Below are 14,514 nucleotides of genomic sequence, written 5' to 3' on the forward strand. Positions count from 1 at the left end.
ATACCCGATCGGAGATTCCTACTCCGCCGATCGATCCTCCGGCAGTGTCGAGGCTCGGCCAAGGAACTCGTTCATCGTGGCCTGCCCATCAGCGTTGATCCCATCGCGACGGACTAGTGCACTGGCCGTATCACGGAGAATGCTGGCATCAACGGAAAAACCTCGACTGTCTACGTACTGAACGTCGAGGATGAATTTCTCGTCCCAGGTAAGCGCATTCCGCCCGTTGGCTTGGGCGAGGCCGGTGATTCCGGGCCTGACTTCATGTCGGCGAGCCTGTTCGGGCGAATATCGACTCAGGTACCGCACGAGAAGCGGTCTTGGTCCGACCATGCTCATATCGCCTTTGAGGACATTCACCAGGGTGGGGAGTTCGTCCAAGCTTGTCGTTCGAAGCGCTTTCCCGAATGGCGTGAGACGTTGACCATCGCTAACGAGCCCACTCTCGACATCGACGTTTTTCATAGTACGAAATTTGTACAACTTGAAAACACGACCGTGCAGGCCCGGTCGGTCCTGCACGAACAACACGGGGCGACCCAATTTCGCGGCAACCAGGAGTGCGATCGTAGCCAGTACCGGAGAGCACACAACCAGCCCGACGACGGCGACAAGCCCGTCCAATCCACGTTTCACCACGTCATAGGAGGTGCGTTCAGACGAGCTCATCGTGCACGCCCGCCCAGGAAACGACTTAAAGCCAACTCCACTCGTTCTATTTCAGATCCATTCAACGAAGACCCGCTCGGCAGGGTGAGACCGGTCCTGAATAGATGCTCAGAATTCCCGTTCACGGCAGCCCGTGAAGCGGCGAAAACGGGTTGCAGGTGCATGGGCTTCCACAATGGGCGAGTCTCGATATTGTCTGTCAGCAGGGCCGCGCTCAGCTCGGAGGACGGCCATCGAGTTACCGAAGAGTCGATGATGATTGATGTGAGCCAACAGTTGTCGCTCTCGTCCGCGTCGCCTCCAAAGACCTCAACGCCGTCTACGGCTGCGAACAGCTCCCGATAGCGTTCACGCATTTCCCGGCGTCGGGCGATCATCTCGTCCAGACGGGACAGCTGCGCTCTGCCGAGAGCGGCCAGCAGATTACTCAGCCGGTAGTTGTATCCGATCTCGGTGTGCTCGTAGTGCGTTACCGGCTGTCGGGCCTGCGTAGCCAGATAGCGCGTGCGGGAGGCTAATTCAACGTTGTCTGTAAGTAGCATTCCACCGCCGGACGTGGTCATTATCTTGTTTCCATTGAAGGAAACGATCGAAGCATGACCAAAAGAACCCGCCGGTTTGCCCATATGGCTGGCTCCAAGGGATTCGGCGGCGTCGGCAAGAACGGGAATGCCAAATTCCTCTGCAATTGCACAGATCTTGGTGTAATTAACCGCCTTACCAAGCAGGTCGACCGGAACAATTGCGGCAACCTTCTCGCCACTCCCGAGGAGCTGCCCAATAGCCTGACGAAGGAGATCCGGATCCATATTTCCGCTCTGGATCTCGCAGTCAACGAAGAACGGTTCAGCCCCTGTATAGACGATTGCGTTAGCAGTCGCCGCGAACGTCATCGTCGACGTGAGCACAATGTCGCCCGGCCCGACTCCAAGCCCAAGCAGCCCAAGGTGCAGGGCCGCCGTACCCGAGCTGAGGGCAACAGCGTGTGCCACACCGATGCGCTCCGCCATCTCCCCCTCGAAGGCATTGACGTCGGGTCCAAGAGGTGCAATCCAGCCGGACCTGATCGCGGCCACCATGTACTGCTCTTCGATAGCGCCTACATCGGGCGAAGACATGTAGATGCGTTCACTCATAGGGGTATTCCTGTTCCGGCCAGCGCGGGCTCGGCCTGGGCTGGCCGATTTGTTGGATCTTGACGGCAACGTTCATCCCAACCCGGTTTGTTCAGGTTCTCGGGGCGAATGGGGGCTATGGAGGCGTGGGTGATCTTCGGGTGGATGGGTCGTGCGTCCGTTTCGTGATCGCCGATGAGTTCTTCGTGCAGCTTCTCCCCCGGGCGCAGGCCGGTGTAGACGATCTCGATATCCTTGCCCGACATTCCGATCATTCGCTCGGCCACGTCCAGGATTCTGACCGGCTCACCCATGTCGAGGATAAGCACCTCCGCGGGACCACCGATACCGCCGGCCTGAATCACCAGCTGGCATGCCTCGGGGATGGTCATGAAGAAGCGGGTGACGTCAGGATGGGTGATCGTCAGCGGTCCACCGGCTTCGATAAGGGTGGTGAACGTGGGCAGCATCGAGCCACGACTGCCGATGACATTGCCGAAGCGAACCGAGAGGTACGCGCGCTCGGATTCTTGGGCGGCCCACGCTGTGAGCTTCTCGGCAACGCGCTTGGAATGACCGAGCACGCTCGTGGGGTTCGCGGCTTTGTCGGTGGAAATGTTCACGAACGTGGTCACCCCGGCCGCCTGCGCGGCTTCGAGCACGTTCAGCGTACCGAGCACATTGGTCTTCCATGCCTCATCGGGGTATTGCTCGAGCATCGGGAGGTGTTTGAGAGCAGCAGCGTGGAAAACCACCTCGGGTCGACGCTCGGCAAAGATGGTCTTCAGCGCCTCCGCATCCCGGATGTCCGCAAGCACCACGTCCTTCGTGTCGAGAAGGCCGTGACCGAGGATTGAGATTTGCGTGCCCTGGAGACCGGTCTCATCGCGATCGAGCATGATCAGTTCGCTCGGGCCGAATTTGGTGATCTGACGGCACAGTTCGGAACCGATGGAACCGCCCGCGCCCGTGACCAGCACGCGTTTGCCGGCGAGGTAACCCGCGATCGACTCGACGTGGGTGTCAACAGGGTGACGGCCAATCAAGTCTTCGATCGAGATATCGCGAAGGTCATTGAGGCGTGACTTGCCGTTGAGCAGTTCTTCGAGGGGAGGAAGAACCAACACCTTGAGATGCGCGACCTTGGCGGCATCGGTAATCTCACGCAGCAGAGTTGCATCGGCCTTGGCAATGGCCACGACCAGCGCAGTCGCTCCGGTTTCCTGAGCTGCAGCGGAGAGGTCGGCGCGAGAACCGACGACGCGAACGTCATGAAGCCAGAGAGTGCGCTTGCGCGGATCGTCGTCGATGATCCCCACCGGCAGGAATGGTGAGTTGCGGTCGGTGGTCATGCGCCGAGCGATTGACGCGCCCATGTAACCGGCGCCAAAGATCAGGGCCTTCTGAATGTCGTCCTTGGGAACGACCGACCGTTCCACCAGGAGACGCTTGACGTAGCGCACGCCGCCCATCAAGACGAAGGCCATGGGAAGTGCGATGAAAACCGTGCTGCGGGGAATGCCGACCATCGTGCCGGCGACAGCAACCGGGATGCCCAGGATGACGGTCGACGCGAGAACGACCCCGAGCAGCGCCCGCACCTCGGAAAAGCTCCCGTAGATGTGGCGCCCCTGGTAAAGGTGGTTGGCACCGCCGGCAAAAAACTGCACCAGGCACGCGACCGCACAGAGAGCCAACAGCGGTCGGATGTCAATCAGCTGCAGGTCAAACTCATAGCGAAGAATCTCGGCCAGGAACAGGGCGACAACCCAAGCTCCCGCGTCAAACGCGAACTGAGTACCGAACCGCACTAGCGGCACGGACCCGTGCAGCTCCTGCATTCTCGTCGTTGCAAAGTCGCTTATTGCCATGTTGTGCCCCCATCACTCGACTTACTCATCTCGTCCCCCGCCCACAGCCAGACAAATCCATCGGCGCTTGCCACCGCCAGGTCTCCCGGCGTGACTTCCGTCTCCCGGCATCCGCTCGGGGTGAGCACCCCATCCAGCTCTTCGGGCGTCGCGAGCAGCTGTGCGCCCGCGCAGCCTGCCCGATCGGTGGCCACGATGATGTAACCGTCGTCGCTGACGGTCAGGTTCGCGGCGCCGGGAAGAGCGACCCCGGACCCGAAGGTTGCGGCACCATCGTCGGTGCGAAACAGGGTGCCGTCTGAACAGAGCACAGCCGCCGTGGTGTCGGTGCGGGGTGCGAGCGCGACAACCGACGTGCAGGGAGCAGGGAACGTGCCGGTGGGGCCGTGCACGGTGGCCCGGTCCGCCGGGTCCACGTACCAGTTGGTCCCGACGCGATCGGGGTACTCCTGCCACTGGGCGCCGGCCACGAAGGTGGTCACGCGTTGCGGAGCGCAGTCTGCGGCCGTGAGCGTGACCATGGAGGCCTCGGATTCGCTGGAGATAGTGATCGACAGGATGGAGGAGGAATCGGTGTCGGCCGAAGCGTCGAGTGCTGTCCAGGTCTCACCGGCGTCGGTGGAGAGCTCCGGGTTCGCGGTGGCGGCGGGGCAGTCACCGGTCGTGGCACGCCAGAGTGTGGACGCGTCGAGGGCGGTGAGGATACGGCTAGGGGTCGAAGATTCAATTGCCGTGGGCTCAACAGGCTCGACCACCGGCTGCTCCGTTGCCGCGGGCTCTGCGGTCGGCGTCGTGGTCTCGACAGGCCCGACCGCCGTGCCCGCATTGGCGGAAGGCTTCGACGCGGTGAGTGCAAAGGACACCAGGGCAACGTCGAACAGCAAGAACACGGCCAGACCCGCAATGAGCAGGCGACGGCGAAGCACGCTGTCGCGGTTCTTGCGACTCTTAGGCCTATTTCCTCCCACGGCGTTCACTAGCTCGGCTGCACCGTTGCGGCTCTATGGAACAGGGCAGTGACAGCGTTGATGGCCGGCACGAGCTGCTGGGCAGACTCCACATAGACCTCGTCACTACGGCGATAGGGGTCAACGACGTCATCGTCATCGGCCGATACCAGGGGGGCGACGGCACCACGCTGAGACGCGGCCAACCCGATCAGAGTGGAGAGGCGCCCAACAAGGTCATCGAGGGGCAGAGCGGCAGCCTCGTCGAGGTCGTCATCGGTGAGGTCCGCAACGAGACGCGCGAACTCGCGGATCGTGAACGTGTAACGGATGGCACGTGGCACAAGCTCGACGATGGCGCGTCGGTGTTCGCGGGACATCGCGAACACCAGGTCGGCGTTCTGCACGTGCTCGGCGGTCAGCTCTTGGGCCACGTGGGCACTCGGGTCACCGCCGAAATGGCGCGACAGGTCGGCGGCTTGCGCTGGCATGCCCTGACCGGTCAGGCCGATTGTTCCGGCACTGGCCAGCTGCACCTGCGGCCACGACGCCAGGCCGACACGTAAGAGCTGTTCGGCCAGCGGCGAGCGGCAGATGTTGCCCGAGCAGACCGTGAGAATGGAGAAGGTCTGCATCACGCGGTTCTCCGTCGGGCCCTGCGGATGCCCCGCCCCGCAGGCGCTGCGGCACCGACAGTGGCTTTCTCTTCCTCGTGAATCGTGCCGTAGCTGTACTGGCCGTAGCCGTAGGAGTCTGGCCCCCTGGTGGGAAGCATGGTGATGACCATGCCGACGAGGCGGCTCCCCGCGCGCTCCAGAGCCTTCACGGCGCTGGTCAGCTCATTGCGCTTCGTGCGCCCGGAGGCCACCACCATGATGGCGCCGCCGCAGAGCTTGCTCAGCACGGCGGCATCCGTGACCAGGAGCAGCGGCGGGGCGTCGATCAGCACCACGTCGAACTCCTCGGTGAGCGCGCCGAGCATGCGGGCCATGGCGGCGGAGCCGAGCAATTCGCTCGGGTTCGGGGGAACGCGGCCGCTGGGCAGAACGAACAGCTTGTTCTTACCCCACTTCTGCAGAACGTCCGCGAGCTCGGCGCGACCGATGAGCACGTCGGTAAGGCCGACGCCGCCCTCGATGCCCATGTATTCCGCCACGCGTGGCAGGCGCAGGTCCCCGTCGATCAACGCAACCCGGGCGCCGGTCTCGGCGAGGGCGATTGCGAGGTTCGCCGTGGTCGTGCTCTTTCCCTCACCGGGCACCGAACTGGTGACCACGAAGCTGCGCGGGCCACCCTCGATGTTCACGAACTGCAGGTTGGTGCGCAGGCTGCGGAATGCCTCGGCCCGCGGGTTCTTCGGGTCGGTGTGCACGACCAGGGGGCGAAGGCTCGCGCCGGGGTCGTTGGTGATGCCGCCGAGCATCGGTGAGTCGGTGACCAGCTCGATGTCGTGCAGGCTGTGGATGCGGGTGTCGAGCACGCTGCGCAGCACAGCGAGCCCGATGCCGACCGCGAGACCCACCAGAAGGCCGAGGGCGATGTTCAACGGCACGTTGGGGCTGGCCGGCGTGGTCGGCACGATCGCCGGCTGGATCGTTTCGATCTTCACGGGGCTGGCTGCGTCGCCATCGGGCTTCTCAAGGCGGTCGACGACGACCTTGCTGAAGTTTTGCCCGACGGAGTTGGCGATCTGCGCGGCGAGCTCCGGATCGCTGTTCGTGACCGAGACATCAATCAGAACGGTGTTGAGGGGTGACGTGGAGGTGATTGTGGAGGCGAGCTGCGCGGCGGTCAGGTCGAGGTTTAGTTGCTTGATGACCTCGTCGAGCACGATGGCACTGTTGACGACGTCGACGTACGACGTGACGGCCTGCCGGGCAAAGCTGGTTCCCTGAACCAGGTCTCCGGTCACAGCGCCGGCGGAGGCCTGCACGGCGACGTAGAGCTGGGTGTTGGCGATGTACTTCGGGGTGGTCGCGATGGCCGCACCGGCCGCGCCGGCGATTCCGAAGAGGGTGCAAGCGAGAATCAGGATCCAACTTTTATGAAAGATCCTGAGGTAGTCCTTGAGCTCCACGCGCGTTCCTCCGGTAGTACTAGGCAGAGAGGAACCGCTCGAGTTGCTTTATCCCCTTGGCTATCTTTGCACATAGGAGTAAAGGGCCACCCCCCATGGGGGGTGTGAAGTTCTCTCGGTTTTTAGATGGAGTGCTACAAAGATGGCTGGAGGAGTCCGTCGGGGGTGACCGTCAGCATCCGTGGCTCGCCGGCGTCGACCACGATCGAAGCGATCGTGGGGCGGTCGGCGGGCAGTAGACGGGCGATCAGGTGACCGTGGGTGAGGGCGTCGAGCTGGGCGGCCACGATGACGGCCGCGGCGGCCAGCTGCCGGGGCGGCCGGTCGGCACTGTCGTCGAGCAGGGTCACGTCGACGCCCCGGATGCGGGCGGCGCGAGCCGCACTGATCACCGGCTCGACGAAGAGCGAGCGGCCCCGGATGGCGTCGCGCAGGGTGGCCTCCACGAGCAGGCTTTCCGTCCGCAGGGTCGGTTCAATCTGAAGCGCGTCGATCTGCAGGGGGTTGATCTGCAGGGCGTCGCCTTGCAGCAAATTTGCGAGGCGCTCGAGGGTGGGCCGGGCCAGCGTATTCACCCGGGTCAGCTGGGTCTCGCGCTCCTCGAGGGCCGCCGCCGCCGTGGCCGCCGCGGCGCCGCTGCGGGCCCGCTCCCGGTTCAGCCCGGCCAGGGTCTGGGTGGAGCGCTTCAGACCCACGGCGAACAGGGTTCCGGCGAGCAGGGTGCCGGCGTGACGGATGGCCAGGTTCACCCCGTCGAGCAGCGTCAGGCCGTTGAGCAGCGCCCAGGCGATCGAGATGACCATGATCATGCCGTAGCCGTACCAGGCGAATCCGGGCCGGCCGCGCACCGCCAGCACGACCAACATCATGGTGATGGCGCCGAGGTACCAGTGGGCGAACGGGGTCGACCCGACCGGCGGCACCGGGAATGCCGTGGCCACGGCGGACAGCCCGCACAGCGCGAGCACCATGACGGCGTTGCGAGGCGACACCGGGTCAGGCACGACGAGGGTGAGCCAGGCGGCCGCCGCAGACACCGCCACGAACCCGAGGATCTCGTAGGGCAGGGTCCACAGGGGTTCACCGTCCGCGAAGGCGAGAACGGCATGCACGGCAATGAATCCCACGAGGATGGACGTGGACAGGGCCCTCGGCAACCGGGTCACGCCCTTCAGCTGCGTGGCGGGTCGCGGCGGGGTAGGGGGTGCGGTCGAGAGGGCCGGGACCGGCGGCGCGGGGGCTGAAGGGGCTGCAGGGGCGGGCGTCCAGGAGACCACCACCTCGGTGCCGGCGCCGGGGCGGGAGCGCACGGCGGCGGCACCGCCGGAGAGGCGCTCCATGCGGCCGATGATGCTCTGCGCGATGCCCAGGCGCTCGGCCGGCACCCTTGCCGGGTCGAAGCCGACGCCGTCGTCGTGCACGGCCACCCGGATGCCGCCCTGGTAGCTGCGCACGGTAAGGGTGCGGGCCACCGGGCTCCGCACGGGCTCCCGCACGTCGGCGGCGACCGAGTTGCGGAGCGCCTCGCCGACGGCACCGAGCAGGGCGGTCACGGCGAGCGCGGGCACCGTGAGGGTGCCGGGCAGGTTGGAGGTGATCTGGGCATCCGGTGCCAGCTCTTCCACCAGCTGCTGGAGGCGCCGGGTCACCTGTGGGCCGGGCATGCTCGGGTCGGGTAGCGGGGCGCGCAGGGCGTCGAGCCGCACCAGGGTGTCGGCCGCGTGCCGGCTCAGCACCGGCACCGGGGTGCCGCCGCGTCCGGCCATCAGCAGGGTCGAGATGACGCTGTCGTGCACCAGGGCGTCGATGGTGAGCCGCTCGCGTTTGCGGGCGAGGCGGTCGGCGCGGCCGACGAGTTGCACGCGGGCGAACGTGGCCGCCTGGTCGACCTTGCCGGCGCTGCGGCGCGCCATGGTGGTCAGTCCCACGAGCATGCTCAGCAGCAGGAACGAGTAGAGGCCGTCTTCCACACCGACCAGCACCGGGTAGGGGTCAGTCGAGGTGGCCGCACGCAGCAGCCCGCTCATCGTGCAGACCAGCACCAGGTAGGCCCAGGCCGTGCGGTCGCGGGTGGTCACCGCCACGGCCATCACAGGCACACCGGTGAGGGTGATCGCCCAGGGGATGTCCGCGCCCGCCGGCAGCGGCTCCGCCCGCACGGTCAGCCAGAACATCAGCAGCACCACAAAAAGGGCCCCCTCGGCGAGCGCGATCACCCGCAGCACGCGCAACGACACCCGGCGGGAGAGCACGGCGAGCAGCATCGGCAGCCCGAAGATCAGCAGCCACGCCGCCACCGACCAGGACCGCTGCAGCTCCCAGGCCTGCTCGAGCACGGTGCCCAGGCAGAGCAGACCGAAGACGAGGGCGGTGGGCCCGAGCGCGGCGTAGAGCAGGCGGGCGAGGCGCTCGGTCGAGGACTGCGGCCGGGTTGGCCGGAGCGGCCCGGTTGGCCGGGTTGGCCGGGGCGGCCCGGTCACGGCTGGCCGGGGATGGGCAGGAGGCCGTCTTCCAGTGCCCGCTTGTAGAGGTCGATCTTGGTGTTCGCCGGGCGGCCGACCCGCTCATATTTCGAGCGCACCCGACGGATGTAGTCGATCACCGTGGCCTCGGAGAGTCCCATCCGCGAGGCCACCAGCGGTGCCTTCGCGCCCGCAGCGTAGAGCGAGAGCACCTCGCACTCGCGCACGCTCAGGCCCGCGTCGGAGAGGTCGGGATCGCCGTCGAGGGCCGCGGCCCACTCGGTGGAGACCACGGTCTCCCCCGCCGCCGCCCGGGTGACGGCGTCGAGCAGCACCGCGGTCGGCTCGGACTTGCGCACCACACCCAGCACGCCGCTGCGCGCCGCGGCCCGCATCAGAGCGGCGTCGTCGCCACCGGTGAACGCAAGCACCGCCGCGCCCGCCCCGCGCAGCCGGTCGACGTTGCCGGTGGCGGTGGACCCGTCGGAGAGCCGCAGATCCAGGATGACCAGGTCGACGGGCGTCTGCTGCACGGCGGACTCGAGCAGCTCGGTCACGGTCGCGACCGTGGCCACCACCTCGATCTCGGGGATCGTGGCGAAGAGGCCGGCGAATCCGCGGGCAACGATCTCGTGGTCATCGATCAGGGCTACGCGAAAGCGGGACATCGGCGTTCCTTGGATTCTCGGGGCGGTGCCTGCCGGGGTCTCGAGCAGGGTTCAACGACGTGCGGGGTGGCCCCTGTTCTGGTGCCACAAGAAGTAACGGCTGGTCAGACCGGAAAGCGGCCCCTACGTTTAGGCATGGGGAAAACCAACCGGGGGGTTGGTGGGGCGCTCGCGATCCCGAAGTCGTTCGAGCGCCCCTTCTCACCCGGCACTCTGTTTGCCCTGCGGGCGCCAGCAATCATGCGGGCGCGGGTGTTCATGTGGACGCGGGCCGGCTGCGGTTGTTCAGCACACCATTGCTCTCCTCGAGGTAGCACGATCCGCACAGCGACTCGTAGGTCACCTCGGCGCCGTCGATGGCCACCTGGTCGCCGTCGAAGACGAAGACCCCGTCGATCTGGCGCCCGTTGAACACGGCCTTGCGCCCACACCGGCAGATGGTCTTCAGCTCTTCGAGGCTGTGAGCCACCTCGAGCAGGCGCCGACTGCCCGGAAAGGCCACCGTCTGAAAATCGGTGCGGATGCCGTAGGCCAGCACCGGAATGTTCTCGAGGATCGCGATGCGCAGCAGATCGTCCACCTGCTGCTCGGTGAGGAATTGCGCCTCGTCCACCAGCAGGGAGCTCACGTCGAGGCCGGTCTCGGCGAGCACCCGGGTGCGGTGCTCGTGGAAGAGGGCGTAGGCATCCGTCTCGGGGGTGAGCAGGTAGTCCACGGCCCGGGTGACGCCGAGCCGGGAGAGGATGCCCCGGTCGCCCTTGGTGTCGACCGACGGTTTGGTCAACAGCACCTGGTGGCCGCGTTCCTCATAGTTGTAGGCGGCCTGGAGCATCGAGGTGCTCTTGCCGCTGTTCATGGCTCCGTAGCGGAAATACAGTTTCGCCATTGCGTGGTCGCCCCCTCGGCTGGTCGCGCTCGTGCCGCTCTGCTGCGCTGCGTCATGCCGCGCTGCGTGTCGTGGCGCTGAGTGCGCCTAGCTCAGCGTACTGGTGGAATCGGGTGGGGGCGCTTGTCGCCGAATTCCAGCGTCAGCCCGGGGCGACGGATGCTCACCCGCACCCACGGGAACACCACCCGCAGCACCGCCGTGTAGGAGCGCAGCAGGGCGCGCACCCGGCGCGGCGGGAGGTCGAGCGCCACCCGGATCGAGAACGTGTCGATGCCGGAGTGCCGCTGCTGGCGGTCGCTCGGCGGGTCGACCTGGGTGTCGGGCTCGGAGTCGGGCTCGGTGTCGGCCTGCACCACGAGGCTGCGCGGGTCGAAGCCGGGGGCCAGGCAGAGCATGCTGATCAGGGCCGAGGTGGCCGCGCGCTGCTGCGTGCCGAAGTGCGCCGCCCGGTGCTCGGGGTCGGCCACGACGAGCAGTGGATCCTTGCCGCGCTCGAGGAGCGCCGTGCGTTCGCGGGCGATGACGGCGTCGAGCCAGGTCTCGTCGATGTGCGCCACGATCGCCCGGCGAACCCCGGCGGCGAGCTCGTTCGCGCGATTGATGTCGGCCTTGGTCACCTCGCCGCGTTCGAGCACGCCGTCGAAGAGGGGGAAGACACCGGGCTGCAGGGTGGCGAGCTGCTGCTCGACCACCTGGCGCACCACGCTGCCGCGGGATTCTTCGGTGCGACGGGCGATGGCGCGGCGGGCATCCGTTTGCCAGGCCAGCAGTTGACGCACGATGCGGCGGGAATACGCGGCGGCGGCGAGGCCGAGTGCGAGCACCTGGGTGACCGCGACGACCACGAAGACGCCCGACGGCACCCGCACCGAGCGGAACGGTTCCTGCGGCAGTGTGACCGCGGCCACGACGACGGAGGCGAGCACCGCGGTCAGCGCCAGTTCACGCCAGGGGCGGAAGGGGGCGAGGGCCACGAGCAGGAAGCCGAGGGTGATCGGGCCGAAGTCGTCTTGCACCAGGGAGTTGCTGCCCCAGCGGGCGGCCTGGTCGAGCAGGTGGGCGGCCAGGCCGAGGCTGACGATCAGCAGCAGCGACGTCTGGCGCACCGGGGACCGCGACGGTCGTACGGCCGACACGAGCGCGGCGGACGCCGCTGCGGTGGCGACGAGCGCGAGCACGGCCAGGAACGGGTGCCGGATCTCGTCAGCCTGCAGCACCGTGGTCACCACCGCGTAGCCGAACACGGCCAGGGCAATGCCGGGCACGATCGTCCAGACCGCGAGGGCGCCGAGCGGGTCGAGGCGCTGCTGGGTGAAGGCGTGCGGCTTGGTGTGAGGCGTGGGGACGGGGGTGTGGTTCTGCTGTGCGGCTGCGGCTGCGGCCGTGGCCGCGGCGCTGCCTGATGGCGAGGTTGCGTTCGTGGGTGTCACTGGGACACCCGCTCGGGGTCTGGGGTTTCTGTTTGTTCGGGCTGTTCGGTCGGCTCGGCGTGCCCGCCGGGTTCCTCGATCGCCACGGGCACGCTCAGCATGACCGAGGTGCCGGCGCCCGGCCGGGTGAGGATGCTCACCGAGCCACCCAGGCGTTCGATCCGGCGGCGCACCGCCTGGCGCAGGCCGAGACGGTCGGCGCCGGTCTCCGATTCCGTGAAGCCGCGCCCAGCATCCATGACCATAAGTGAAATGCTGCTCGGCTCGGACTCGATCACGACCTCGGCGGCGACGATGCCGGAGTGCAGGATCACGTTCACGAGGCACTGCTGCACCGCCAGGCTCAGCTCGCGGTCGCTGGCCGGGCTCAGGCGGCCGAGGGCGGCGCGGGCTCCCGTGACTTCGACCACGAGGCCACGATCGCGACTGCGCTCGATGGCGGCGTAGACCGCGCTGGTGAGCCAGGCATCCGTGCCCCCGTGCGGTTCGACGCTCAGCGCATCGGCGTCGGTGAGCCAGTCGGTGCCGCGCAGGGTCTGCAGGGTGTCACGGATGCTGCCGGCCAGGTTGGCGCTGAGCGGCCCGGGATGCGCGCGGGCGAGGGCGACGAGCTGCTGGAGGGTGGTGTCCTGACCCAGGGCGAGGGTGCGCAGGTCGAGCTCGTGGCGCAGCAGGCGGGTCTGGTCGGTCTGCATGGCCCGGTGCAGGGCGATCTGAACGGACCACTCGCGGCGCACGAAGACCGTGAGCAGCAGCACGCTGACGAGGAAGAGATAGGTCGAGATGGTGAAGACGTCCGCGCCGTAGGGCACCTCGGTTTGCGTGGCGGCGTACACCGTGACGGCTTCGGCCAGGACGAAGGCGGTGGTGCTCCAAAGCACGCCGGCGCGGGCGGAGACTCCGGCGCCGCCGATCATGACCAGGGCCAGTTTCGGCAGGGTGACGAGGAAGACGTTCGAGCTCGGGAACAGGGCGGGGATGCCGAGCACGGTAATCGTGTAGAGGTAGGTGGCGACGGTGCCGGTCACGAGGTAGGCGATCGTCAGGGCGACGGTGCGGCGCAGGGAGAGGGCGATCAGCACGGCGGCCATGAGGAGGAGGGCGACGATGGTGGCGAGGGTTTCGGTGGGTGTGGTGGCGAGCGTTGCGGCTGTTGTGGTGGTTGTGGCTGTGGCTGTGGCTGTGGCTGTGGCTGAGGTTGTGGACAAACTGAGGAGGAGGATGGCGGCGAGAGAGGCGACCAGGCAGGTCAGCGCAAACCAGTGTGCAGCCCGCGCGAGGGCATGGCTGAGGGCCCTCTTGACCAGGTGGTCCGGGAGTCCAAGCGTCATGGCAACCCTCTCTGTTCGGTTGATTCTCTCATTCCGCGAGGGCGCTTCCGCGCTGCCCCGGGTAATCCGCTTCGCCCAGATCGAATTCGACGGAGATTGTGCACAATAACGTGGCCACGGGGCCCTTTTGCGCAATCATCGTGCAAGATCTCCGTCGAATTCGTTCGGCTGGGGTCGCGCGGGGCGGCGGGGCATCCGTCGCCCGCGGTCGGGTGGCGCTGCTGCCCCGGCGGCTCTGCCCTGGCCACCCTGCGGAATGGCGGCCGTGGCCCGCACGTTTGTGCTCCTTCCGGCCCTCCGCGCCCGCTGACGTGCCTTCCCTGCCATTCCGCGCCCCTCCCTGCCATCCCCTGCGCCCGGTTGTGGCTAACTCAGGAGATCCCAGTCGCTGGCCACGGCGCGGGCACGGATCAGTGCCGAAGTCGCCGCGACTCGGCCACGACCCCGCCGGGATCTCCTGAGTTGGCCACCCGTCCCCGCCTCTTCCCACCCCCGGACACGCACAGCTCCTGCAATTTGGCCAAAATAGGCCGATTCCGGCCCGTTTCGGCCCGTTTCGACCCGTTTTGACCCGTTTTCTGAGAATCTGCAGGAGCTATGCAGAGTACGGCTCGGGTACGGACCCACGGCGAAGACGAAAAAGTACCGTGGCACCGGTGCAGGGGCCTCCCCGCACCAGTATCGGCCCTCCTGGAGCAGGAGCAGGGCGCAGCGACCGCGGTCACCGGCATCGGATGTGGCTAACTCAGGAGATCCCAGCCGGCGGCCCGACCACGGGCGCGAAGCAGTGCCAAAGTAGCCGACACTCGGCCGCGACTCGGGCGAGATCTCCTGAGTTAGCCCCACCACGGGCCGGGTGTCGAGGCTCTTGGGCGAGCCAGCGACGGGCGTGACGGATGCGGCGGCGCGGCATCCGTTCGGGGCAGCAGTGTGAGCTAACTTCGGAGAAATTCGCGACACGCCGGTTGACGCGCCCTGGGGTGACCCGGTGTTTCCGGACAGTCCTCCTGAATTCAGGATTGGATAGACAAATGGAACACGAGAAACACAAACAC

At 66.8% G+C, this 14,514-nt stretch carries 11 protein-coding genes; all 11 read right to left on the reverse strand.

The window, feature by feature from the left end; genetic code table 11:
• Positions 1–18 precede the first annotated feature (18 nt).
• Positions 19–669: a sugar transferase gene (locus tag CXY81_RS01660; RefSeq protein ID WP_104193767.1), complete on the reverse strand. Its 651-nt coding sequence runs from the start codon at positions 667–669 to the stop codon at positions 19–21.
• Positions 666–1,805, reverse strand: coding sequence for a DegT/DnrJ/EryC1/StrS aminotransferase family protein (locus CXY81_RS01665; RefSeq protein ID WP_104193768.1), 1,140 nt, complete (start codon positions 1,803–1,805; stop codon positions 666–668). Before CXY81_RS01665 ends, CXY81_RS01660 begins: the two co-directional genes overlap by 4 nt.
• Positions 1,802–3,655 (reverse strand): nucleoside-diphosphate sugar epimerase/dehydratase, encoded by a 1,854-nt coding sequence (locus CXY81_RS01670; protein ID WP_233193920.1) that lies wholly within the window; start codon positions 3,653–3,655, stop codon positions 1,802–1,804. The genes CXY81_RS01665 and CXY81_RS01670 overlap by 4 nt, the downstream gene beginning before the upstream one ends.
• Positions 3,646–4,581, reverse strand: a complete 936-nt coding sequence (locus CXY81_RS01675; RefSeq protein ID WP_104193770.1) for a hypothetical protein — start codon at positions 4,579–4,581, stop codon at positions 3,646–3,648. The genes CXY81_RS01670 and CXY81_RS01675 overlap by 10 nt, the downstream gene beginning before the upstream one ends.
• Positions 4,582–4,631: 50 nt before the next feature.
• Positions 4,632–5,237: a low molecular weight phosphatase family protein gene (locus CXY81_RS01680; protein ID WP_104193771.1), complete on the reverse strand. Its 606-nt coding sequence runs from the start codon at positions 5,235–5,237 to the stop codon at positions 4,632–4,634.
• The gene (locus tag CXY81_RS01685) at positions 5,237–6,679 is read right to left on the reverse strand and encodes a polysaccharide biosynthesis tyrosine autokinase (protein WP_104170750.1); all 1,443 of its coding nucleotides are present in this window, start codon (positions 6,677–6,679) and stop codon (positions 5,237–5,239) included. Before CXY81_RS01685 ends, CXY81_RS01680 begins: the two co-directional genes overlap by 1 nt.
• Before the next feature lie 134 nt (positions 6,680–6,813).
• Entirely contained in the window at positions 6,814–9,159 is a 2,346-nt protein-coding gene (locus tag CXY81_RS01690) for a sensor histidine kinase (protein WP_104193772.1), read from the reverse strand.
• Complete coding sequence (locus tag CXY81_RS01695) at positions 9,156–9,809, reverse strand: response regulator transcription factor (RefSeq protein ID WP_104099815.1); 654 nt, start codon at positions 9,807–9,809, stop codon at positions 9,156–9,158. The genes CXY81_RS01690 and CXY81_RS01695 overlap by 4 nt, the downstream gene beginning before the upstream one ends.
• Before the next feature lie 256 nt (positions 9,810–10,065).
• Positions 10,066–10,695, reverse strand: coding sequence for a thymidine kinase (locus tag CXY81_RS01700; RefSeq protein WP_104193773.1), 630 nt, complete (start codon positions 10,693–10,695; stop codon positions 10,066–10,068).
• A 92-nt stretch (positions 10,696–10,787) separates the two neighbouring features.
• Complete coding sequence (locus CXY81_RS01705) at positions 10,788–12,128, reverse strand: hypothetical protein (RefSeq protein WP_104193774.1); 1,341 nt, start codon at positions 12,126–12,128, stop codon at positions 10,788–10,790.
• Positions 12,125–13,459 carry a sensor histidine kinase gene (locus CXY81_RS01710; protein ID WP_104193775.1) on the reverse strand — a complete coding sequence of 445 codons (1,335 nt, stop codon included), beginning with the start codon at positions 13,457–13,459 and terminating at the stop codon, positions 12,125–12,127. Before CXY81_RS01710 ends, CXY81_RS01705 begins: the two co-directional genes overlap by 4 nt.
• Between the last annotated feature and the right edge of the window lie 1,055 nt (positions 13,460–14,514).

It is taken from the genome of Cryobacterium sp. M25 (assembly GCF_002929635.1).
GTDB classification, from domain to species: Bacteria; Actinomycetota; Actinomycetes; order Actinomycetales; family Microbacteriaceae; genus Cryobacterium; species Cryobacterium sandaracinum.

What these genes read in the sequence shown, in the direction of transcription:
- CXY81_RS01660 (WP_104193767.1), bottom strand. Translation starts at nt 669, where the DNA reads ATGAGCTCGTCTGAACGCACCTCCTATGACGTGGTGAAACGTGGATTG.
- CXY81_RS01665 (WP_104193768.1), bottom strand. Translation starts at nt 1,805, where the DNA reads ATGAGTGAACGCATCTACATGTCTTCGCCCGATGTAGGCGCTATCGAA.
- CXY81_RS01670 (WP_233193920.1), bottom strand. Translation starts at nt 3,655, where the DNA reads ATGGCAATAAGCGACTTTGCAACGACGAGAATGCAGGAGCTGCACGGG.
- CXY81_RS01680 (WP_104193771.1), bottom strand. Translation starts at nt 5,237, where the DNA reads ATGCAGACCTTCTCCATTCTCACGGTCTGCTCGGGCAACATCTGCCGC.
- CXY81_RS01695 (WP_104099815.1), bottom strand. Translation starts at nt 9,809, where the DNA reads ATGTCCCGCTTTCGCGTAGCCCTGATCGATGACCACGAGATCGTTGCC.
- CXY81_RS01700 (WP_104193773.1), bottom strand. Translation starts at nt 10,695, where the DNA reads ATGGCGAAACTGTATTTCCGCTACGGAGCCATGAACAGCGGCAAGAGC.
- CXY81_RS01710 (WP_104193775.1), bottom strand. Translation starts at nt 13,459, where the DNA reads ATGACGCTTGGACTCCCGGACCACCTGGTCAAGAGGGCCCTCAGCCAT.